Annotated in this window: 26 protein-coding genes; 12 read left to right on the top strand and 14 right to left on the bottom strand. The window is 33.1% G+C overall.

The genetic code is table 11. The annotated features are described in order from the left end of the window. Positions 1 to 43: 43 nt before the first annotated feature. On the top strand, positions 44 to 976 hold the full coding sequence (locus ACKI3D_RS08690; protein WP_407393758.1) for a transcriptional regulator: 933 nt from the start codon (positions 44 to 46) through the stop codon (positions 974 to 976). 9 nt (positions 977 to 985) lie between these two features. Further along, entirely contained in the window at positions 986 to 1372 is a 387-nt protein-coding gene (locus tag ACKI3D_RS08685) for a hypothetical protein (protein ID WP_407393757.1), read from the top strand. Here the strand turns inward: ACKI3D_RS08685 and ACKI3D_RS08680 are convergent. Then, positions 1369 to 2163 carry a hypothetical protein gene (locus ACKI3D_RS08680; RefSeq protein ID WP_407393756.1) on the bottom strand — a complete coding sequence of 265 codons (795 nt, stop codon included), beginning with the start codon at positions 2161 to 2163 and terminating at the stop codon, positions 1369 to 1371. The two genes, ACKI3D_RS08685 and ACKI3D_RS08680, sit on opposite strands and share 4 nt — an antisense overlap. A gap of 7 nt (positions 2164 to 2170) precedes the next feature. Then, positions 2171 to 2509: a heavy metal-binding domain-containing protein gene (locus ACKI3D_RS08675; protein WP_407393755.1), complete on the bottom strand. Its 339-nt coding sequence runs from the start codon at positions 2507 to 2509 to the stop codon at positions 2171 to 2173. Between the two features lie 218 nt (positions 2510 to 2727). Here ACKI3D_RS08675 and serA point away from each other — a divergent pair, with 218 nt between their 5' ends. Further along, the gene (gene serA / locus ACKI3D_RS08670) at positions 2728 to 4302 is read left to right on the top strand and encodes a phosphoglycerate dehydrogenase (RefSeq protein WP_407393753.1); all 1575 of its coding nucleotides are present in this window, start codon (positions 2728 to 2730) and stop codon (positions 4300 to 4302) included. Positions 4303 to 4349: 47 nt separating this feature from the next. On the opposite strand, the gene ACKI3D_RS08665 is transcribed toward serA, so the two are convergent. The 4 genes from ACKI3D_RS08665 to ACKI3D_RS08650 are packed head-to-tail and all read right to left on the bottom strand — an operon-like array spanning position 4350 to position 6971. Then, complete coding sequence (locus tag ACKI3D_RS08665) at positions 4350 to 5039, bottom strand: Mov34/MPN/PAD-1 family protein (RefSeq protein WP_407393751.1); 690 nt, start codon at positions 5037 to 5039, stop codon at positions 4350 to 4352. Then, positions 5036 to 5752: a tRNA(His) guanylyltransferase Thg1 family protein gene (locus tag ACKI3D_RS08660; RefSeq protein ID WP_407393749.1), complete on the bottom strand. Its 717-nt coding sequence runs from the start codon at positions 5750 to 5752 to the stop codon at positions 5036 to 5038. Before ACKI3D_RS08660 ends, ACKI3D_RS08665 begins: the two co-directional genes overlap by 4 nt. Further along, positions 5752 to 6516: an aspartate dehydrogenase gene (locus ACKI3D_RS08655; RefSeq protein WP_407393747.1), complete on the bottom strand. Its 765-nt coding sequence runs from the start codon at positions 6514 to 6516 to the stop codon at positions 5752 to 5754. The genes ACKI3D_RS08660 and ACKI3D_RS08655 overlap by 1 nt, the downstream gene beginning before the upstream one ends. Positions 6517 to 6566: 50 nt before the next feature. Further along, positions 6567 to 6971 carry a PRC-barrel domain-containing protein gene (locus ACKI3D_RS08650; RefSeq protein WP_407393745.1) on the bottom strand — a complete coding sequence of 135 codons (405 nt, stop codon included), beginning with the start codon at positions 6969 to 6971 and terminating at the stop codon, positions 6567 to 6569. Between the two features lie 164 nt (positions 6972 to 7135). On the opposite strand from ACKI3D_RS08650, the gene ACKI3D_RS08645 reads away from it, so the two are divergent. Then, positions 7136 to 7858, top strand: coding sequence for a tRNA-binding protein (locus ACKI3D_RS08645; RefSeq protein ID WP_407393744.1), 723 nt, complete (start codon positions 7136 to 7138; stop codon positions 7856 to 7858). Positions 7859 to 7883: 25 nt separating this feature from the next. Here ACKI3D_RS08645 and ACKI3D_RS08640 read toward each other — a convergent pair whose 3' ends face one another. Continuing rightward, positions 7884 to 9296: a lactaldehyde dehydrogenase gene (locus ACKI3D_RS08640; RefSeq protein ID WP_407393742.1), complete on the bottom strand. Its 1413-nt coding sequence runs from the start codon at positions 9294 to 9296 to the stop codon at positions 7884 to 7886. A gap of 50 nt (positions 9297 to 9346) precedes the next feature. Between ACKI3D_RS08640 and ACKI3D_RS08635 the strand changes: the two genes are divergently transcribed. After that, on the top strand, positions 9347 to 9928 hold the full coding sequence (locus tag ACKI3D_RS08635; RefSeq protein ID WP_407393740.1) for a TMEM175 family protein: 582 nt from the start codon (positions 9347 to 9349) through the stop codon (positions 9926 to 9928). Next, a complete protein-coding gene (locus ACKI3D_RS08630) occupies positions 9918 to 10490 on the top strand; it encodes a TMEM175 family protein (protein ID WP_407393739.1) in 573 nt (190 codons plus the stop codon). The genes ACKI3D_RS08635 and ACKI3D_RS08630 overlap by 11 nt, the downstream gene beginning before the upstream one ends. Positions 10491 to 11175: 685 nt before the next feature. Here the strand turns inward: ACKI3D_RS08630 and ACKI3D_RS08625 are convergent. Both ACKI3D_RS08625 and ACKI3D_RS08620 read right to left on the bottom strand, forming a co-directional pair. Then, positions 11176 to 11358, bottom strand: coding sequence for a class III signal peptide-containing protein (locus ACKI3D_RS08625; RefSeq protein WP_407393737.1), 183 nt, complete (start codon positions 11356 to 11358; stop codon positions 11176 to 11178). Further along, the gene (locus ACKI3D_RS08620; protein ID WP_407393736.1) at positions 11358 to 12284 is read right to left on the bottom strand and encodes a type II secretion system F family protein; all 927 of its coding nucleotides are present in this window, start codon (positions 12282 to 12284) and stop codon (positions 11358 to 11360) included. Before ACKI3D_RS08620 ends, ACKI3D_RS08625 begins: the two co-directional genes overlap by 1 nt. A 248-nt stretch (positions 12285 to 12532) precedes the next feature. On the opposite strand from ACKI3D_RS08620, the gene ACKI3D_RS08615 reads away from it, so the two are divergent. The 3 genes from ACKI3D_RS08615 to ACKI3D_RS08605 all read left to right on the top strand — a co-directional run bounded on the left by ACKI3D_RS08615 (position 12533) and on the right by ACKI3D_RS08605 (position 13251). After that, positions 12533 to 12694 carry a hypothetical protein gene (locus ACKI3D_RS08615; protein ID WP_407393735.1) on the top strand — a complete coding sequence of 54 codons (162 nt, stop codon included), beginning with the start codon at positions 12533 to 12535 and terminating at the stop codon, positions 12692 to 12694. Between the two features lie 24 nt (positions 12695 to 12718). Continuing rightward, complete coding sequence (locus ACKI3D_RS08610; RefSeq protein ID WP_407393733.1) at positions 12719 to 12985, top strand: hypothetical protein; 267 nt, start codon at positions 12719 to 12721, stop codon at positions 12983 to 12985. A gap of 62 nt (positions 12986 to 13047) precedes the next feature. Beyond that, on the top strand, positions 13048 to 13251 hold the full coding sequence (locus ACKI3D_RS08605; RefSeq protein WP_407393731.1) for a hypothetical protein: 204 nt from the start codon (positions 13048 to 13050) through the stop codon (positions 13249 to 13251). A gap of 63 nt (positions 13252 to 13314) precedes the next feature. Here the strand turns inward: ACKI3D_RS08605 and ACKI3D_RS08600 are convergent, their stop codons facing one another. From ACKI3D_RS08600 to ACKI3D_RS08580, 5 genes are all read right to left on the bottom strand, one after another. Next, a complete protein-coding gene (locus tag ACKI3D_RS08600; RefSeq protein ID WP_407393729.1) occupies positions 13315 to 13761 on the bottom strand; it encodes a hypothetical protein in 447 nt (148 codons plus the stop codon). A 116-nt stretch (positions 13762 to 13877) separates the two neighbouring features. Further along, on the bottom strand, positions 13878 to 14315 hold the full coding sequence (locus ACKI3D_RS08595) for a hypothetical protein (RefSeq protein WP_407393727.1): 438 nt from the start codon (positions 14313 to 14315) through the stop codon (positions 13878 to 13880). Positions 14316 to 14450: 135 nt separating this feature from the next. Then, positions 14451 to 15881 (bottom strand): TrkH family potassium uptake protein, encoded by a 1431-nt coding sequence (locus tag ACKI3D_RS08590; RefSeq protein WP_407393726.1) that lies wholly within the window; start codon positions 15879 to 15881, stop codon positions 14451 to 14453. Positions 15882 to 16006: 125 nt separating this feature from the next. Further along, positions 16007 to 16201, bottom strand: a complete 195-nt coding sequence (locus tag ACKI3D_RS08585; RefSeq protein WP_407393724.1) for a hypothetical protein — start codon at positions 16199 to 16201, stop codon at positions 16007 to 16009. Between the two features lie 44 nt (positions 16202 to 16245). Continuing rightward, on the bottom strand, positions 16246 to 16818 hold the full coding sequence (locus tag ACKI3D_RS08580; RefSeq protein WP_407393723.1) for a transglutaminase family protein: 573 nt from the start codon (positions 16816 to 16818) through the stop codon (positions 16246 to 16248). 206 nt (positions 16819 to 17024) lie between these two features. Here ACKI3D_RS08580 and ACKI3D_RS08575 point away from each other — a divergent pair, with 206 nt between their 5' ends. The 3 genes from ACKI3D_RS08575 to ACKI3D_RS08565 form a co-directional block, all read left to right on the top strand. Then, positions 17025 to 18257: an MFS transporter gene (locus ACKI3D_RS08575; protein ID WP_407393721.1), complete on the top strand. Its 1233-nt coding sequence runs from the start codon at positions 17025 to 17027 to the stop codon at positions 18255 to 18257. Between the two features lie 94 nt (positions 18258 to 18351). Beyond that, the gene (locus ACKI3D_RS08570; RefSeq protein ID WP_407393719.1) at positions 18352 to 19395 is read left to right on the top strand and encodes an acyltransferase; all 1044 of its coding nucleotides are present in this window, start codon (positions 18352 to 18354) and stop codon (positions 19393 to 19395) included. A gap of 191 nt (positions 19396 to 19586) precedes the next feature. Further along, positions 19587 to 20636 (top strand): RNA-guided endonuclease InsQ/TnpB family protein (locus tag ACKI3D_RS08565; protein ID WP_407393717.1); only part of this gene is annotated, 1050 nt, incomplete at its 3' end.

Genomic DNA, 20636 nt, shown 5'->3' with positions numbered 1-20636 from the left:
TTAGAGTTATGACAATATATATTTTAATTAATGGGGTAATCTTATGTTAACTCGAGGAAACTTACTAAATCAAATTGAAAATTTATTAAAAAATCAAGGCTTTAAAACCTCCGATATATATGATCAAGGTTCATTTGATTTAGTGGCAAGGAAAAACCTGTTAATTTTACTTCTAAAAACTTTTTTAAACATTGACAGTATTAACGAACATAATGCTCATGAAATGAAGCAATTGGCAAACATATTTTTAGCTTCACCTATAATAATTGGTGAAAGGTCAAGAAATGGAATTCTTGAAGAAGGAGTAATCTATGAGAGATATGATATTCCGACCATTAATTTTGACACATTGAAAAACATGATTCTATACAATGAATACCCTGAAATCTTAGCGGACCGTGGAGGATATTTCGTTAAAATTGATGGAAATGTTATAAAACAATACAGAGAAGAATATTCCATGTCCTTAAAGGATTTGGCTAATCTTGCACATGTTTCAAGGGCAACAATGTATAAATATGAAAATGGAATTGTTCGTGCAAACACTGAAACCGCAATGATTTTGGAAGAAATCCTAAACACAAAAGTGACCCTTGATATCGATTTGCTAAAGCAGCCCCAAAAAGAAGATATTGAATATAACGATGACGTTAATGATTTATCAAAACTTGGATATGGAGTTTTGTCAACGAACAAAAGTCCATTTGATGCAGTAGCTAAAATGAAAAGTTCTGATAAACATTCTCCATTAATGGCGAATGTTGAAAAAAACAGGACTGAAAAAACATTGAAAAGAATGGCAATTCCATTGAAAGATTTGTCTATGGTTACAACATCAGAACCGGTTTTTATAATCAACAATGATAAAATAAAAGAATCAATCGGCACAATCCCTGTAATAAAGTCATGGGAATTAAAAGAATTTGAAAATTCAAAAGAGCTTCTTAAGATGATTCGTGAGAGAAAAGAAAACTAGAGTGATTATATGGAAAATTTACAAATTACTGGTATGGAAAACTATCCTATAAAATGGGTTTGCAACTTCAAAGGACAGACAGCAATTGGAATTTGTGGCAAAACCCAAAAAATAGCAATGTTTGCATCTGATGAGAGAGTTTCAAGAATCCTTGATGATATCGTTATTGGAACAGATGAAGCTCAAGAAGGATATGGATGCGAAGAAAAAGACAGATGCTGTAATTTTGAATGTGAATTCTGTGAAATTTCGCCAAGACAATACCTGCAGATTACCGGCAAAAAACCTTCTAATAAAAATATAACAGATTTGATTAATGGATTAATTGATTTGAATTTATCCCTTGAAGCAGATGGACATATTCCATTTGACAAATATGAAGTCGTGAAACTTTAGAACTCCCTTAAAATAGAAAAGTCTTCACTAGCTTCACTTACCTTGGCAACACCAATACTAATCAAATCTACATAATCTATTTTTTTAAAAAAAGTGAAAGCTTCTCTAGGCTGTAGAACGCCTGCTGCTAGTGTTCTAGTAGCAATTACTTTCTTATCTAGTTTTAATAACTTTTGTTTAAATTCTTCCCTTTGCGCTTCATTAAATGCACTTATATCCATCATATAAGAAATGGAATTAAATGGAATCATATAAAAATCAAATAAATCAATATTCAGATTTTCAGGAATTAAATCAGCAGTTTTAGATGGAAATGAAGTAACTAAACCTGAAAGGGAACCTGCATTATTTATTTCAGATAATATTTTTGAAGTTAACTTCCAATCACAAGCGTCAGTGATAAACTCGTCCACCAACATTACCGGACAGTCATAAGAAGAAAAGACTTCAATATCCTCATCCCAATCAGCCTCCTTTGCAACTTCATAATTAGGATTCAAGTAATCTACATCTGATTTTCCGATTGTAGCTATTACTTTCATCTCACAACCTTCATCACAAGCAATATCATAAGCTTTGAGTAGATTCTCATCATTCACTAAATTTATTGCCCTAACTCCCTGATTATATGATTCAACGATTACTTCAGCAGTGTTTTGAGGATTATTATATAAATCATCTAAATAAAGCCTTGATCTATGGCCAAAATAAAGTTCCGCCATAAATGGACCATAGCCTAAAATAGTTCTTGGAATGACTTTGCCTTTATATTCTAAATCCTCAAAAAACATTGTATCCCTATTCCTTTTCAACTACAACAGCAGTTCCATAAACCAAGATTTCTTGCATTACTTGAGAGATTTCGTTTGAATCAAATCTGATAGCTACAATAGCATTTGCACCTAAATCCTTTGCATGCTCGATTGCTCTTTTTAATGCTTCGTCACGGGAATCTTCCATCATGGTTACATATTGTTTGATTTCCCCACCGAAAAGGGATTTGACACCAGCACCAATCTGTCCACCGGCACCCCTACTTCTGACGGTCAAACCGTATATAAATCCTTTAGTTTCTACAATCTTAAATCCTGGAATATCATTTGCTGTTGAAATAGGAAATTCATTTACAGATACCATATTATCACCATTAAATTTTATTTGGCCTTTAAATATATATTCATTTCGCCCCTGCTTTTAATTTTAAAAAAAGTCAGGACACTAAAAACTAATATAAATTAACAAAATCTTAAGAAATTGTTGTTTAATAATATCTTTTAAATATAATAAAAAACATAATTTTAAGTAATATTTATTATTAAATATTCTTTCTTAAATTAACAAATTATGGTGAAAAAATGAAAGTATTAATCGCTGATGCTATTAATGAAAAGGGTATCGAAAATTTAAAGGAAGTAGCAGATGTTGTTGTTGATACCGACATCACTCCTGAAGAATTAGCAGATACCATACATGAATATGATGGAATTATTGTAAGAAGCCGAACAAAAGTAACTGCTGACATTATTGAAAAAGCAGACAATTTGCAAATCATTGCAAGAGCCGGTGTTGGAGTCGACAACATTGATTTAAATGCAGCAACCGAAAAAGGTATTATGGTTGTTAACTCACCGGAATCCACATCAGTTACTGTAGCAGAACACACAATGGGATTAATCTTAAGCATGGCTCGTAAAATATCCATTGCAGACAAATCTGTTAAGGAAGGCAAATGGGAAAAGAAACAGTTCATGGGTGTTGAACTCAGGAACAAAACCCTTGGTGTAATCGGAATGGGAAGAATCGGTTCACAAGTAGTTAACAGATGTAAAGCATTTGGAATGGATGCAATGGCATATGATCCATATTTACCTGAAGAAGTTGCAAAACAGATGGGTGTGGCCTTAACTGATTTGGATACAGTCCTTAAAAATTCTGACTTCATTACCATCCACGTACCTTTAACTCCTGAAACCAAACATTCAATTTCAACCGAACAATTTGAAATAATGAAAGATACTGCATACATTGTTAATTGTGCTCGTGGAGGAGTCATTGACGAAGAGGCATTATACGATGCTTTAGCAAATAACAAAATTGGCGGCGCTGCATTGGATGTATATGAAAATGAACCGCCTGCAGCAGATTCAAAATTATTCGAACTTGACAACATTGTATTGACTCCACACATTGCTGCTTCAACTAAAGAAGCGCAAAGAGATGCTGCAATCATTGTGGCCGATGAAATTATTGATTTAGCTAAAGGAAACAATCCTCAAAATGTATTGAACATGCCTCGTATCGATAACAATACCTACCAAGAGTTATCTCCATACATGGGATTATGTGAAAAATTAGGTAGTTTCATCTCCCAAGCTGTAAACGGCAAAATCCAAGAAATCGAAATTATTTACAGTGGAGAACTAGCTGAAATCGACAACCTTGAAATATTAACTAGGACAGTTATACAAGGTGCAGTAAATCCTTTCCTAAGTTCCCCTGTCAATGCAGTTAATGCTGCTCTTGTTGCAAAAGACAGAGGCATTAGCATTACTGAAGGAAGAAAAGATAATGCAAAAGGATACGAATCATTAATCAAAGTTATTGCAAAAAGTGCAAATGATGTTTTCTCAGCTGAAGGAACACACTTGCACGATTCAAGAATCCTAAAAGTGAATGACTATTGGGTCGACGTTATCCCTGAAGGACACATGTTCATTGCAAAATATGAAGATGTTCCTGGAAGTATCGGTAAAATCGGAACTAAATTAGGAGAACATAACGTTAACATTGGAATTATGCAAGTAGGAAGAGACGAAAAAGGCGGAAGAGCTATTATGGTCTTGACTTTAGACAAAGAAATTCCAAAAGACGTTATTAAAGAAATCCAAGCTTTAGATAATGTTTATGAAGCTATCGGATTAGAATTATAAAAACAATTTCACCATAATTGTTTTTTCTTTTTTTCTTTTTTTTAAAATTAGTCTTTAAATTGACGAGTTATTCTTTTTACGCTGCCATCGGGATTAAGTTCTATGCGCACTACCTGATTTTGTCCAGGATTGATTGGAATATTGACCGGAGTTCTTCTTTCATATTCATCATAATGATTTACTCTCTCCTCATCAAGAGTCTTAAAGAATTCATCATCCTCTTCATCGAAAAACCCTGGTTTGAACTCATCACTATCGGTTACAACATCACTTTCATCGAAAAAGTCATCTGAGTTATCTTCAGCCAAAAATCCATAGTCCCCAACAGAATAATCCAAAGGATCTCCATATCTGTCATAGGCTTTAAATGTTTCCAAAGAATAAGGCAGACAAACAATCATGTGAAAATATCCGTTTCTAGAGAAAGTTTTCAAATCCGCATCGGATGGGCTTGCACTTGGACCTGGATGTGAATGAACAGACCCCTTATATTTGGTATTCATAGGAATTAGCTCCGTGTGAACGACAGCCCCAGTTTCACAAGTCTCTCCAGGTAAAAAAATCAAACTGGTAATATAAAGTATTTTATCTTTTATCACACCATCAAAAAATGCTAAGAACTCATTGGGAAAAGCCTTTTTTGAATAATAAATTACGGAATCCAGAACTTCCCTATCCACTCTAACTTCACTGAATTCTTCTTCATCATTTCCAAAAATCTTTGAAATAAAACTCATCCAATCACCATGTCAAAGAACTCTTCAGTAAAAATTGGAAGTTCCCAATCAGTATACACATAACTTCTATATGAGATTTGGTCTTTATTTTCTTTTTTATTGAAACCAACAACTTTCTTGTTTTTACGATATACTCCCAAACCCCTTTTTTTATAAGTTTCAATATCGTTTAAGTTAATGCCATTTTCAAACAACAATTCATGGACATCACTTATATTCATACCTTTTATTTTATCGTTCGCTTCAGTATTTGAATACTTGGTTTTGAGGAATGAGATGCCATGTGAATTGACACAATTTCTCCAGGATTCATCCTGCCTCCATTTAAAATAGGGCAAAATATCCTCATCGGAAATTGGAATAACACGACAATCAAAAGCAGGAGGCTTTTTGAATTCTCTATCGTAATTAATTACAAAGGAGCTGGCCGTGAAACTAGCTATTACAGAATCCAGCTTTTCCAATCGACCATCAAAAGGGACTTTATCAAAAAGCAAGCTTATCTCATCTGAAAAAGTATAAACAAAGAGTGGTGAAAACTCCTTAAATAAGTCTTTGCATACTTCTGCAAAAACTTTATAGAAATCATCATCATATGGTTTTACTAGGTTTAAGTCGCTAGCCAATTTGTGGAAACTTCTGCCGTCTAAGCGAATGATAATTTTAGAGTTTTTTGGAACTTTTAGAGAGGAATAAACTTCAAATTCTTTCATTACATTCCCACACTAATGGTTTCATTGAAACTTTTAAGCAACCTAATAGCTGAAAGTGCTGCCAACATACTTGTTTTTGGATTAGCAGCGCATGGATAATTCATGGTTCTTGTTTTAAATTCACCAAAGTCCCCTTTTGCTGTAATTTCGTGAACATTTCTGTCAACCTTAGGATCGACAATGATTTTTACATCAATGTCCTTATTACATGCTAAACTAATGGTTGCTGCAACATTGATGTTTAATGGGAATTCCTTTACAGCTTCAGAAGCTTTTCCTTCAAATAATACTTCTTCTTGATTTATTTCTTTTCCAAGAGATTTTGGAGATTTTCTAGTTACGAGATTGACTTCCTTTAGACCAAATTTTGCTACTGCCTTTATTCCATCCAAACCTACAACTGCACCGGATGGCAAATGTATTTTTGCATCATTCTCTTTAGCTATTTCTAATACTTTATCATAGAAATCCTTATCCATAAATGCACCAATGCTCATTACAATCATGTCAATGCCCTTTTCTAAAACTATTGGTGCCAATTCTTTTACTGATGCAGGTGAAGCGCATTCTAATACCAAATCCACATTATCCAACATTTCATCAAAATCCAATGCTGCAACACCGCCTGCAAAACTGGCTAAATTTTCAGCCCTTTCGATATCTTTATCAAAAAAATATACAATATCAATATCATTATCTTCTGGAACTATGCTGGTTGTAATGATGTTAGCAATAGCTCCACATCCTATAATACCTACTTTCATAGTATCACACTAGAAAAAGATTTAAAAAAAAAGAATTTATGAAAGATTATTTATAATCTTTCAGCATCAAATTGAACTTGTGTTTCGCCTTGTGGTTGAGTTTCAGTTGGTTTTGGAGCTGCAACTTCAGGAATTTGTGGTTCAGGGTTAACTTTCTTAATATCCCTTGGGTTGATTAACATGATGTCTCCAATAGCTTGAACTTTATCGAAATCAACGGTTAATAAATCATTTTGGAAAGACCTCATATCATTTTCTTCAGGCATTTCACCACGAATACTTCCTAAAAATGAATTTACGAATCCAGCAGGTTTTGGTTGTTGTTCAATAGCTCTAACTTGTAATTTTGAAATAGTTCCTAATCTAATATTAAGAATAACATCTTCCACACGACCAACATAATGACCAGTGTTGGTATAAATATCTAAACTGCGTAATTTTGAAACTTCTACCATTTTTACACCACAATATAATATAATCTTAAATAAATATGTATAAATTTATTTTATTGTTAATATAAATAGTTTTTGTTTTTTAAAGTTGAAAATCTCCTTTATTTGCATAAAATTTATTAAATTATAAAACAAAACTATAATTTAGAGATAAAAGAGGACTTCAAATGTGGGATACAACAAAAGATTATAGAATTTTAGTGGCAAGTAAAGCAAGAGAAAATTACCTGAATCTCATTCCAACAGCCTCCTTTCGCGGAAGTTGGAATAAAAAACAAGCTATTGAAATGGGAAAGCAAATGAATAGTGATTTTCAATCATTGACCTACTCTTACCTTGAAGAAGATGAATTGGTAAACTCTCCAGATGTTGCAGCTTTACACGAAAAAGCTTTAAAGATTATTGAATATTTGGGCGGAGATGATTGGAACAAAAAGTTTTTAAACAATGCTCCAAAAGAAGAAAGGGAAAAAACCCAAGAAAATATTGCAAAAGTAAGATTCTTTTTGGATTCCATCCTTGGATTGAAAGACCGTTTGGCATTAGGTCCTATTAATGATCCCATCATGGGTGTTGACATCAAAGTTGGAGAGGTCATGAGCGTTACCCAACATCCTAAGAATGAGAACCTAATGCTTTGTAATGTAAACCTTGGAAAACGTGCAATTACTGTTGTAACCAATGATTTAAATGTTAAAGATGACAATAAAGTTGGAGTGTCATTGCTTCCGCCACAGGCATTTAGTGACATCGTAAGTGAAGGGATGTTTTTAGGAATGAACGGAAGTATCCTTAAAGATGTTGACGGTGAACTCGGCCAGATGCCTAAAGGCATACCAATGGAATCCCTTAATGAAACTCGCAATCTCGTTGAAAACTACTTGAAATAAGTTTAATTACTTATTTTCCTTTTTTTCATCTCAAATTCAAACCAATCAATTTAGTTTTTGTCATCTCATCTACTGCATATTTTATTCCTTCTTTTCCAACACCACTGCTTTTAAATCCTCCAAATGGCATGTTATCTGTTCTGAATGTAGACTGCTTGTTAACAAAAACAGTTCCGGCTTCAATTTCCTGAGCACATCTCATTGCTTTTGAATAATCGTTTGTAAATACTCCTGCCTGCAAACCATATTCCGTATCGTTTGCAACTTCAATGGCTTCATCCACATCTTCAACACGAATGATTGGAGCTACCGGGCCGAATGTTTCCCTCATGACCAAATCCATATCCGGTGTGACATTATCAATGACTGTTGCTTCGTAAAATGCCCCATCCCGAAGGCCTCCTACCAATATTTCAGCACCTTGACTAACGGCATTGTTTACAGTTTCTTCAACCTGAATTGCTGCCTTCTCATTTATCAATGTTCCTAAAGTTGTTGACTTATCTAAAGGATTTCCCATTACCAATTTTTCAGTTTCATTAACTAACTTTTCTGCCAGTTCATCAGCAATCCCGTCTTCAACTATTACTCTTTTTACTCCCATGCAAACCTGTCCTGCATTCAAAAATGCTCCGTTTATAATGCCCTTCACGGCCTTGTCAATATCTGCATCTTTCAGAATGATTGTCGGATCATTTCCACCCAATTCCAATGTAACCTTTTTCATTCCGGCCTTTTGTGAAATCATCATTCCTGTTGTCACACTTCCTGTAAATGATATTTTATCTACATTCGGTGAACATACCAGATAATCGCCGACTTCAGAACCGTAACCGGTTACAACATTGACGACACCATCTGGAAACTCCTCGTTTAACAGTTCACAGAATTTCATTACGGTTAAGGGCGCTTCTGTTGGTGGCTTTACAATAACCGTGTTTTTGCAAGCAATTGCAGGTGCAATCTTATGGATTGTTAAGTTAAGCGGATAATTGAAGGGAGTAATTGCGGCAACTACACCCAATGGCAATTTTTGAGTGAATGCGAAAAATCCCTTGCCGTTAAGTCCCGCATCCAGCGGCACACTTTCAGCGTAGATTCTTTTTGCCTCTTCAGCAGACAGCCTTAAGGTTTCAATTGACCTGTCAACCTCAACTAAAGATTCGTTAATTGGCTTTCCAACTTCCAAAGTCAGCAATTCGGCAAATTCCTCCCGCAGTTCTTCCAACTTTTTAACTGCATCAAACAATTTGTTTGAAACCTTAAAAGCAGACATTTCAACCAATGATTCCTTTGCATTATTGGCTTCGGTTATTGCCAGGTCTGCAATTTGCCTGTGAGCAATTGGAATAGTATCTATTACTTCACCGTCATAGGGATTTTTAACTTCTAATAAATCATCACTTGAAATATGCTTTCCACCAATTAACATGTCCATTTTATCACCTTTAATTAATATTTTATATTATAAAATAATAAATATTGACTATGGAAACAAATCGTTTTGAAACATTTTTCGATGCAATCATTGCAATCATAATTACTGTTCTGGTCTTAAAAATTCCCCAACCCGCAAGCCCAACTTTAAATGCTTTTTTAGAGTTGCAAACAATGTATGTGGCTTATTTAATAAGTTTCTTAATTCTGTATAATCTTTGGTATGCAAATCACAATCTGTTCCGCCTTGTCGAGACAATCGACAACACTACCCTTTGGATTTATGGAATAATGACATTTGTAATATCACTTATTCCCTATTTTACAATATGGCTAGCGAACAACGTTGATTCAATAGCTGCCGAAACCATGTTTGGAGTGATATTTTTAGTTACCCACTTTTTAAATACATTAGCTACACGGGCGGTTTACAAAAGCAATCCCTATAATAAGAATCTACAGGAAATCAATCATAATTCCTATTATCTGAATCTCCCAACAGTCTTGATAATCATTGGTTTTATTTTGACTTACACCGTATACAGGCCTGGAATTTACATTACCTGCCTTGCTTCAATCATATTGTGGATTGTAATCGACAGAATAATTAGGAGGGACAACAATGGAAACTGAACGATTTGAAGCATTAATTGATGCTATTCTGGCAATCATCATTACAATTATTGTTTTAGAAATACCGCTTGCAAGCAATGGCAGCTGGCAAGCCCTTTTGGATATAAAATATGAATTTGTAATATATGCAATAAGTTTCATGATTTGTTTTAACTTCTGGAATTTCAACAATAACATCTTCAGCATTGTCAATAAAGTAGATCCAAAAGTCATTTGGACAATGGGACTCACATTATTTGTATTTTCATTACTTCCTTATTTGACTACATTTGCCGCCGAAAACTTTTACTTGTTCTTCCCGCAATTTTTATATGGAATGTGCTTTATCATAACTGCAATCCTATCTTTAGTAATAAGTAAATTCCTAAAAGATGCTGATTCTGGAAATATTGCGCTTCAAGTCGCATTAGATAAGCATTATGCAATGTATGGAACAATCATGATTGTTTCAATAGGAATAGTAATCGGATACTTCATTTATCCACCAGTAATTATGGCCTGTTGCCTAATTTCAATTTTAAGTGTATGGTGCATGCCTAAAATTCAATACTATCTCCCTTAATGAGAGGTGCATTTCAAGTGTAAACTCTTGAGGTGCTTAATTTTTTAAAAATAAATTATCAATTCCTTTTTTTCAAATATTTAACGGTTATTTGTAGATATTTTAATTATTACCTTCCAAAATTTCAAAATGAGAAAAATGATTTTTCCAATTGAAAAATTTAGAAAAAATCTTGAGTTACTATCAATGAAAATTATTACAATAACTAAATAGGAATACTTTAAATTAATTATTGATTATTTTAATCACTTTAAATTAAGATTCGCATTTAAATCAGATATGGAATATGAAAATCGTGGCTTTGAAATTAATATGATAGTAAAAAACAATTTTTTAAAAAATCATACTCCCCAACTTAAATCGAATTTCCGCCAACTTGCAGAAGATGAAGATTTCCAAATCATCATCTGCACAGGCCAGATTAATATCCCCTTTACCATTATAACCAAAAAAATTGTAATATGACTAACTTATGAAAAAATTCAGTTAAATAAAAAAAGAATCTAAATAATGGCCAATCTATTGAATAGCTTAAAAATAATTAAAACGGATGAAATTCAAATGAAAATAAAGGATTATTAGAAAAAAATTCAATTCAAGAAAAAAGAAAATAATCCTTTAACATTAATATACGTTGTTCAGCTATGAAAAGATTAAAAAATCTAAAGTTTAAGCCAATATATGCTCATCTGAAATATTTTCCTAATGAATTTAACTGATTATTAAAATCTCTAACTTCGTTTGATTGAATCTGACCAGATAAATCATTCATATAATTTTTATACATATGAATGGCCAACAGAACAACAACCATTATTCCTCCAAACAGCAATATGAATTCTGCTGATGCCTGAGCCTTACTATCCATTAAAATCCCCCCATAAGCAAGCTTCCGCCAAATGTTGAAATCAAATAAAATATCCCAAAAGATGCAACCGCCAAAGGCATGGAAAACTTAATTCCCTTTTTGACATTGCCATACATGATAATGCTAATAATGAATCCAACCAGAAATGAGTGAATTATTAAATAGATTTCACCTGCAATAGGTGCAGTCAGAATTATTTCCGATTCCACGCCATAGCTTTGCATAAATCCCGAATAAACCCCCACCATACCAATTGCAAAAGGAGTTGCAATAACGGCAGATATTAACAAAAACATTACCGACATCATAACTGCCGATTTTCTCTCACGTTTAAGAGCCATCAAATCTCTCAGGTCATCTGATACATCAGATAAAACAGTTGAAATACTTGATCCCGATTTTCTTCCATCCAAAATAATTCCAAAAATTCTCTCCAATTCTTTGGATTTTAGTCTTTTTGACATTGCTCTCCATGCATCATCAAAATTACGACCCATACGAATTTCGATGATTGTCCTTCGCATTTCGTCGTATAGGGGTCCTTCACCGTACTGAGACATGTCCTCCATTGCATTTTCGAAACTGAGTCCTACCTGTAGCATGCTTGAAAGCTGTCTTAAAAAGTCAGGTGCAGTCTTTTCAATTTCCTGCGCCCTTTTTTCCTGCTGGACAATAATATATGTGAAAAGACCAGGAATAACAAAAAATGGCAAAATCAATACTGACAACGGGAGGTTTAGAGTTGCCATTATTATTGTCAAGGCAGTTTCACTCACCACTATGAAAATTATAAGTATTGCTAAAACTTTACTTGCTTCTGTAAAAATGGCTCCACTTAGCAAAAATTCATGCAATCTAGATAATTGCTTTTCAGGAATAATATTATCCAAAAATATTGCTAAATCATTTACTATTTTAAATTTCATGATAACATATTGGAAATTAAAGCATATAAAGTGTCAGTTGTTTTTAAAATCAATTTTACATGGTAAAAACATAAGTGTTTTAATTTATACTAATTCCAATATCATTAATCCCTATGAAATTGCAGAACTTTTTTTCTTATGATGCACATTAAATATTATAAACAAAAGAAAACTCATTAATATACTTGAAAATAAAATCGGCATATATATTAACCTATTTTGATAAATGAAATGTTGGAGGAAAAATTATGAAGTTTAACAAAATATTTTTAGCGGTAGCAATAGTGCTTGTCGTTTTAGGAATGGGCATTGTCGTTGCCGAAGACATATCTGTTGGAGATCATGAATTCACAATTCCAGATGGATTCCAAGAAGTACAATCAACAGACGAAATGGTATTGTTATCCTAAGATGACGATTATGCGATTGCAGTTATGATTCCTGAAGCTGTAAAAAACAGTGACGATGCAATAACTTACCTTGAAGACCAAGGCTATTCATTCATTGGTGAAGAAACATATGACGCAGACGGCAAAATAGTCCAACAACAAAACTATGAAAAAGATGGATACACCGTCATGGCATATGTGCTTCCTGCTGGAGCAGACCAATGTATTGTTGTATACACAATTCCATCAGACGAAACTGCGCCTGAAGGAGCAGACAATCCAGTAACTACAATTTTAAACTCCATTCATTAAATAAGCCTAGCTTATTTAATTCTTTTTTTATTTTGATAAATTAATCTATCATATTAAAGTTGTTGGGCAAAAGTTCTGATTTTTCTGTAATGTCCTACATTTACTGCTTTCCCTGTATCCATTGGTTTTCGAAGCTGATTCCGACCTGCAGCATGCTTGATAATTATCTTAAAAAGTCAGGTCCAGTACGTTCCATTTCCTGTGCTCGCTTTTCCTGCTGGACAATAATATATGTGAAAAAGGCCAGGAATTACAAAAAACAGTGAGATTAACATTGACAAAGACATTAAATAAAAAATAGAAAAAATATAGATTAATTAACTAAACGATTATTTTTCGGGAATTATCTGTTCAAATAGACTATCATCTGTAGTCATTACACATACCAGATCACCATCTTCGGCATAAAAAAAGGCATGAACATTTAAATCATCAAATTTCTTTTCTGCAATAACACCTTCATGGTCATTAATAACTTCTTTTTCCCCCAATCCGGACTTTTGAACATGATCATCAGTCAAATTAGTTTCATAACCAGGATAGCTGTAATCTGACACTTGAATATATATTATATCATCTTCACCTTTATAATAACTCTCTGCACTTGCATAAAAAATAGCTCCGTTTGAGTTAGTAGTTTCATTTTCTGATATAAATGACTCATTTTTTTGATATCCGTCAGGTATATTAAAATCATGCCCTGCAATGGTAGTTTCATCGTTTAATAAGTCTCCTGCACTAACTGAAACTATGGAAAAGATAGCCAAGCAAGCCAATGCCAGTACTAAAATTAATTTTTTAGAAACCATTTTTATCACATATCTCCCAAGATTTATTAATAATATTTATATCCTAAACCATTATTAAAAATTTAAAAAAGAGAAATATTCTCTTAACTTAAAACTTCTTCGATGATACTCCTATCATCGGCTGTAATGACGACTACTTTATCATCTTGAATATATGAAAATAATGCTAAAAAGCCCATATCATCAAAACGACCAGTGACATTATTGATAGTGGTTTCATCACCAACATCTTCCAGTATATCCTCGGTTATGTTCTGTTCATATTCAGAAACACTCATTAAAAGAAAATGATTCTCATTTTCAAAACTTTTACCATTGGTTACATAGTTATAACCCTCGTATGATTCTGATTCATTAACTATTGCTCCATCAACATCTTCTGTAAATCCTTCAGGGATAGTGAAGTTTATTCCAGAGATTGTGACGGTATTGTTGTTTAATGAATCAGTTGAATCTGCTGCATATGCACAACCAATCATTACAATTGCCAAAATGCTTAAAACAAAAATCTTTTTATACATACTTCACCTCTTGTTATGAAAATATTTAGAAAGATAAGTATAATAATATTTCCATGAACATCGCTAAAAAAAAAGTTGAATTTGTCCGAATATTAAAATAATTTCTATATATGGCGTTTTTTGTTAGGTATGGAATTATCTTTTAAAGACTTCTAAAAATGCCCGGAATGTGATTAATACGGGATAAATTTCCAATCTTCCAATCCACATGCTGATTATGCCCATGAATTTTAACGGCAATTCCAATGATTGTGACATGTGCCCGATTTCTAAACCAACGTTCCCCTGCATTGAAATGGCAAAAAATAGTGAATCAAAAGGGTTATGACCATAGGAACATAGCAATATCCAACTAACCAGAATGCAGATTAGATAAAGGGTTATATAGTTTCCACTATCCGCTACAAGATCATCTGTAATTCTTTTACCGGAAATTTCCAGATTGATTACACTATTTGGAGACAATATCTCACGTAAATTTTTATATATTCCTTTAAAAAATGTTATGATTCTCATTAACTTAATTGCTCCTACAGTAGACCCATTGGACCCTCCAATAATCATCAATACCATTATGATAATGATTACATTTGATGGCCATGTACCCATTACAGTTGGACTTTGGATACTTGCTCCGGTTGTTGTGATGGCAGAAACAATATGGAATAAAATCTCCATAGGAACTATATTAGATATGAAATATATTAAAAGAGATGAAGCAGCTATTAAGGTTATCAATACCTTAAACTGCAAATCCTGAATTAATAATTTTCCACGTGTCTTAATAACATTATAATGGACTAAAAAGCTTGTTGCACCCAATATCATTAAGATAATTGAAATAAAATAAATCGGTTCACTTTGGTAATATCCAATGTTGGCATTTTTGACACTCATACCTCCAGTTGAAATGATACTGAATGTATGACAAACCGAATCGAAAAGTGGCATTCCTGCAAGAGTATATAGGATTATTCCAGCAGTTGTATAAATCAGATATATTTTGAAGGTTTCTTTGATTGTGGCTTTAATTGACGGTTTAATGCGTTCTTCACGGGCTTCGGATTGGTATAATCTGGAAGATGCGGTTCCTGGCTTTGATAAAAAGGATATTATCAAGACAATAATTCCTAAACCTCCAATCCATTGTTGAAACGCTCTGAAAAATAGTATGCTATATGGCAAAACTTCTACATCCGGATATATTGTAATTCCACTTCCGGTTAAAGCGGACATGCTTTCAAAAATAGCTTCGATAATGTTTATATCAGTAACAAAATAAAATACCAACCCCCCGATAATGGATGCCCATAGCCAAATTAAAGCTGATATAATCATTCCATGTTTTAGGCGTATTTTACTGAGAGGATATTTTTTTAGGGTATTGATACAAATTAAACCGGCGCATATGGATATTAATCCGGGGATAAGAAATCCGATTGCATTGAATTCAAGATATATCATATCAACTATAATCGGAACTAGACACATTACTCCTATTCCAATCATCAATATGCCTGAGTTTCTAGCAATAATCAATACATCATGTCTATTTACATATCTCATATAATACCCTCTAAAATAATACACTTAAATATTGAACAAATTACTATTTAAATTTTTAAAAATGAATTTAATTTAACTCATGCCAATAATAACTGACATAAAAACAAGATGATATGGCAAACTATTCAGCCTTTCTTATTTTTAGAGTACTTCATTCTAACAATATTAAAAGCAATGACAAGTATTAGAATAATAACTCTCCAATACCAAGCTATTGGAGCAAAAAGCAGACAATAAAGAAGGATCACACCTACAATTCCATGTGTAAGGAGATTTTTCCAATCCGTCAAATAAATTTTTAAAGCATCGACAATTTTCATTTTTACCCATTTCCTACATTCAATCAAAATAATTTTAGAACAAATCATCCTATAAAATTACAATCAAAATCTATTGAAATTTCTGATAAACTCTCAGTTTCGGCAAGAATATTCACTAATCTTTCATCCAAATCATCATCATTATTTTTGTAGTCAATTTCCCCGAGTTCACTTCGAACTTGGAAGGCTAACTGATCTTTGTCAAAGCTAAATTGAGAATTATCATTATTTCCCCGAGCATCCAGCCTAATCCATTTATTTCCAATATATGCAGTGTTCAAGGCGTGGATAATATATCCTTCACTATCATCATCTGCTATTGTAAGTAACTGATAGCTAATCCCTGATGGAATCCCATTTGCTCTTAAAAGTGCTGCAAGAAGACATGATTTTGCCCAACAGATTCCAGTCTTATTTATAAGAGTCTCACTAGCAGTTTTTGAAACTATATCTGCACCAATATCCCAGGAATGTGGAATTTCATCCCTGACAAACATGTAGCTTCTTTTGATATAATCCAAATCATCAGTTGATTGGTTTTTTAATTCTTGAACCTTTTCCTGAACATGAGAATTCATGTAATCAATGCTTGGTGTCTCAATTAGATATTCTTCCATTCAATATCATTCTCCACTTCATTATGTTATTACTTAATACTTTGTAGCAAATCACTTTAATACTTTCCAATGCAAATCATTTTACGAAGTTTCAGAAATTGATATGAAAAATTATAGATAATTATCGGTTTTTAAAAAAATATTAAATATTATTCCATACTTAAAATTAAATATTAATTAAAATCAAAGGTAGCCAAATTATGTTAATGAATGAACAGACAAAACTAAACAAGGACCACTATAGAATTTTTGGTTTGAGCTGGGCAGGCTGGGTCTTTGATTTCTACGATTTGGTTTTATTTACTTTTTTAATATCCCAACTGCAAGCGGACTTACATTTTTCTGCTGAAATGCTTTCCCTATGCCTAGGAATATCATTATTTGCCACCGGTTTAGGCGGAATTCTATTTGGAGCATTAGGAGATAAATACGGTCGTAAAAAAGTATTGCAATGGACAATTATTGTTTATTCCATAGGTACATTACTGTGTGCCTTTTCATGGTCTTTTTATTCATTAGTAATTTTCAGATTCATCACCGGTTTAGGCGTTGGTGGAGAATGGGCCACTGGCCAGATATATATTAACGAAACATTTCCAGACGATTTAAGGGCTAGATTCGGGGCTTTCATGCAATCTGGAGCCCCAATTGGAGTAATTCTAGCATCAATAGTTGGAGGAGTAGTAACTCCCATCATCGGTTGGAGAATGACATTTCTAATTTCAATTATTCCGGCACTTACAGTTATTCTCATAAGAAGATACCTTAAGGAATCTGATGTCTGGCTTCAAAACAGAGACCAATATGTAAACAAGAACATTCTTCAAGAGTTCAAGGAACTGATTTCCAAAGAACACAGGAAAATATTCCTCATATCTTTAATTTTATGTATATTCGGAATGTCTGCATATTGGTTTACATATTCATGGTTGCCAACATATCTTGAACAGGAAAGAGGCTTAGCATTAATTGGAACCACAATTGGAATTATAGTAATCCAGTGCGGAGATTTTGCAGGTTATACCAGTTTCGGTTTTGTTGCTGAAAAACTTGGAAGACGTCCTGCATTTACAATTTACAGTTTCATAATGGGCATAAGCATAGCAATGATAACAATCTGTTGGAATCAGATTAATGCAGTTCATGATTTGATATTCGTTTTCATGTTCTTAACCGGATTTGGAACAGGATTCTTTGGAGGATTTGGTGCACTGTTCTCAGAATTATTCCCAACAAAAATCAGGAATACTGCCGTAGGGACAGTATTCAACCTTGCACGTGGAGCGCAATTTGTCACACCAGTAATCATTACTCTTGTTGCTTCATACTTCGATTTAAGCTATGGTATAGCTATTGCAGCAATATTTGCAATATTGGTCGGTGCCTGGATTTGGGTATTCCCTGAAACCAAAGGGACAAGCATTAATGAATTGGATTGAAAATATCATAGCCCTTGAACTAATTACTAAAAATAGTTATATTTATTATTTAACAAAATTAAAAGTTTAAAATTTAATACATGGAGAAAAATCAATGGGTAAAACTAGAGTTGAATGGATTGACCTTGTACGGGCACTTGCAATTTTGACTGTTTTATATATTCATGCAGCTGATGGGATTTTTATCATTTCCTCTGATGCGATTGTGAATTTCACAATTTATTCAAGAATATTTAATTTTATATCCCTATTCATTGGCCGTATTGGTGTTCCATTCTTTTTAATGATTACAGGTTATCTGCTATTTGATAGAAGTTACGACGATGAAAGAGTCCGTAGTTTTTGGAATAAAAGCTGTAAAGGCCTAATTATTGTTACTATTCTATGGTCAATAATTTATGCAATAAGTCTGCAATTCGTTGTCGTTAAAAGCGGACAAGTCAACTTTTCAGAAGCCGGAAACTTATTCTTTAGCCATATGTGGTATATGCCAATGATTATCGGAATGTATCTTTCAATGCCGTTTGTTTCCGCTGCTCTTGAAAGATTCCATCCGGAAACTATTTGGCAGGCGACAATCGTATTTACACTTTTAGCCTTCCTGCTTCCTTTTGTTACAACAGTGCTGGCAATGCATGGTATTCAGAATGTTAATATCCAATCCTGTCTTGGATTCAGTGGTGGAGTCTATGGAATTTATATTATTATAGGATATTTAACTAAAAAAGGCCTATTTAAAAAGTATTCCTCTAACAAACTAAGAATACTTGCAATCATATCCTTTTTAATATGTGTAGTTTTCCAATATTATGCATTTATCAAGGGATACGGCTTTACATTATGGTATGAATTCCCATTCATTCTAACTGGATCATTTGCATTATTTGAACTCTGTTCCAGAAGAGATAAAGTTAGAGCTTATCCATTAGTAACATTTTTAGCTAAATATTCATTTGCAGTATTTTTAGTGCATAACCTATTTAGATTGCCGTTGCTTCCACTGGTTGTTCAACTACCATATTCAGAGCCTGTTAAAGCAATAATCCTTTGGATTCTACTGATATTCTTCAGTTACTTAGCTACTGTAATTATCTATAGAATCCCAAAATTTGGAAAATTTTTATTGTACATGAGATAATTAACCGATTATCTCTTTTTTTATCTTAATAGTGAAAGAATACCCCGACCTCTTTAAGGTCGGGGATGAATTTCACAAAAGGAGCATTGGGAATACTTTTCAAATGCTCTCTCTATTTCTTTATATATTGTTTATTATATTAAATTATTTTATATAAAAATTAATTATGTCTTGATGGAGTTGAATGTATTATGAAAGGTGTTAATCAGGGTTTGAAGGTTAGGTTGTATCCTGATGAGGATATGAAGATTAAAATTAACCAGAATATAGGTAATTCCAGATTTACATGGAACAAACTCTTAGAAAGCTATCAGAACACCTATAAAATATTCAAACTCCATGGTTACACTAAACTGAAGTGCAATATGACTACTTTTAACACCATGCTAAACATGCTCAAAAAAGAACATGATTTTTTAGGATTAAGCGAATCATCAAGCCTCCAACAAGTTTTCAGAGACCTTATCAATGCCTATAATAAGTTTTTCAATGGCAAAGGAGGTTATCCAAAATTCAAATCCAAAAAACATAATAAAAAATCATTCAAAATACAAAACAACCATAATATAAAAATCCGAGACAATACAATTGTTTTACCAAAATTGGGAGAAATATATTACAGGACAAGTAGAAAATATCGAGAAAAATTAAAAAATGCTAAAATCAATAGTGTGACAATAAAATTAGAAAATGGGAAATATTATGCCGTATTCAACATTGAAACCGAAACACCCAACTTTCCTAAAACACACAAATTCGTTGGAATCGACTTAGGTATACGAACATTAGCAACACTCGACAACGGACTAAAAATAGCCAATTTAGACGTTACACACGAGGAAAAAATGATAAAAAAATACCAAAAACGACTATCCAACCAAGAATACCAAAGCAACCGCTACAAAGACACACAAAAAACCTACTGGAAATGGGTAGACAGAAAAAAGAACAAAATCCATGATTACTACCATAAAATAACCACACAAATAGTTAAAAAATACGACATAATCATACTCGAAGACCTAAACATCAAAGGAATGTTTCAAAACCCGCACTCCAGCCCTAAATTACAAAGAATCGGATGGAGAAAATTTGTTGAAATGCTCAAATACAAAGCCGAAATATACGGAAAAACATTCAGACAAATCAGCAGATGGTACCCATCAAGCAAAACATGCAGCAACTGCGGATACTACTATCAAGGCCTAAAATATGAAAAAAAATGGAAATGCCCACAATGC

It is taken from the genome of Methanobrevibacter sp. (assembly GCF_045586545.1).
In the GTDB taxonomy this organism is placed as follows: Archaea; Methanobacteriota; Methanobacteria; order Methanobacteriales; family Methanobacteriaceae; genus Methanocatella.
This window is presented reverse-complemented; position numbering and strand designations above follow the sequence as displayed.

Coding starts and splice junctions, on each gene's coding strand:
- ACKI3D_RS08660 (WP_407393749.1), bottom strand. CDS start 5,752: ATGAAAGAATTTGAAGTTTATTCCTCTCTAAAAGTTCCAAAAAACTCT.
- ACKI3D_RS08575 (WP_407393721.1), top strand. CDS start 17,025: ATGAATGAACAGACAAAACTAAACAAGGACCACTATAGAATTTTTGGT.
- ACKI3D_RS08580 (WP_407393723.1), bottom strand. CDS start 16,818: ATGGAAGAATATCTAATTGAGACACCAAGCATTGATTACATGAATTCT.
- ACKI3D_RS08620 (WP_407393736.1), bottom strand. CDS start 12,284: ATGAAATTTAAAATAGTAAATGATTTAGCAATATTTTTGGATAATATT.
- ACKI3D_RS08690 (WP_407393758.1), top strand. CDS start 44: ATGTTAACTCGAGGAAACTTACTAAATCAAATTGAAAATTTATTAAAA.
- ACKI3D_RS08570 (WP_407393719.1), top strand. CDS start 18,352: ATGGGTAAAACTAGAGTTGAATGGATTGACCTTGTACGGGCACTTGCA.
- ACKI3D_RS08625 (WP_407393737.1), bottom strand. CDS start 11,358: ATGGATAGTAAGGCTCAGGCATCAGCAGAATTCATATTGCTGTTTGGA.
- ACKI3D_RS08665 (WP_407393751.1), bottom strand. CDS start 5,039: ATGAGTTTTATTTCAAAGATTTTTGGAAATGATGAAGAAGAATTCAGT.
- ACKI3D_RS08615 (WP_407393735.1), top strand. CDS start 12,533: ATGAAGTTTAACAAAATATTTTTAGCGGTAGCAATAGTGCTTGTCGTT.
- ACKI3D_RS08645 (WP_407393744.1), top strand. CDS start 7,136: ATGTGGGATACAACAAAAGATTATAGAATTTTAGTGGCAAGTAAAGCA.
- ACKI3D_RS08650 (WP_407393745.1), bottom strand. CDS start 6,971: ATGGTAGAAGTTTCAAAATTACGCAGTTTAGATATTTATACCAACACT.
- ACKI3D_RS08685 (WP_407393757.1), top strand. CDS start 986: ATGGAAAATTTACAAATTACTGGTATGGAAAACTATCCTATAAAATGG.
- ACKI3D_RS08630 (WP_407393739.1), top strand. CDS start 9,918: ATGGAAACTGAACGATTTGAAGCATTAATTGATGCTATTCTGGCAATC.
- ACKI3D_RS08610 (WP_407393733.1), top strand. CDS start 12,719: ATGATTCCTGAAGCTGTAAAAAACAGTGACGATGCAATAACTTACCTT.
- ACKI3D_RS08595 (WP_407393727.1), bottom strand. CDS start 14,315: ATGTATAAAAAGATTTTTGTTTTAAGCATTTTGGCAATTGTAATGATT.
- serA (WP_407393753.1), top strand. CDS start 2,728: ATGAAAGTATTAATCGCTGATGCTATTAATGAAAAGGGTATCGAAAAT.
- ACKI3D_RS08590 (WP_407393726.1), bottom strand. CDS start 15,881: ATGAGATATGTAAATAGACATGATGTATTGATTATTGCTAGAAACTCA.
- ACKI3D_RS08585 (WP_407393724.1), bottom strand. CDS start 16,201: ATGAAAATTGTCGATGCTTTAAAAATTTATTTGACGGATTGGAAAAAT.
- ACKI3D_RS08675 (WP_407393755.1), bottom strand. CDS start 2,509: ATGGTATCTGTAAATGAATTTCCTATTTCAACAGCAAATGATATTCCA.
- ACKI3D_RS08640 (WP_407393742.1), bottom strand. CDS start 9,296: ATGGACATGTTAATTGGTGGAAAGCATATTTCAAGTGATGATTTATTA.
- ACKI3D_RS08680 (WP_407393756.1), bottom strand. CDS start 2,163: ATGTTTTTTGAGGATTTAGAATATAAAGGCAAAGTCATTCCAAGAACT.
- ACKI3D_RS08635 (WP_407393740.1), top strand. CDS start 9,347: ATGGAAACAAATCGTTTTGAAACATTTTTCGATGCAATCATTGCAATC.
- ACKI3D_RS08655 (WP_407393747.1), bottom strand. CDS start 6,516: ATGAAAGTAGGTATTATAGGATGTGGAGCTATTGCTAACATCATTACA.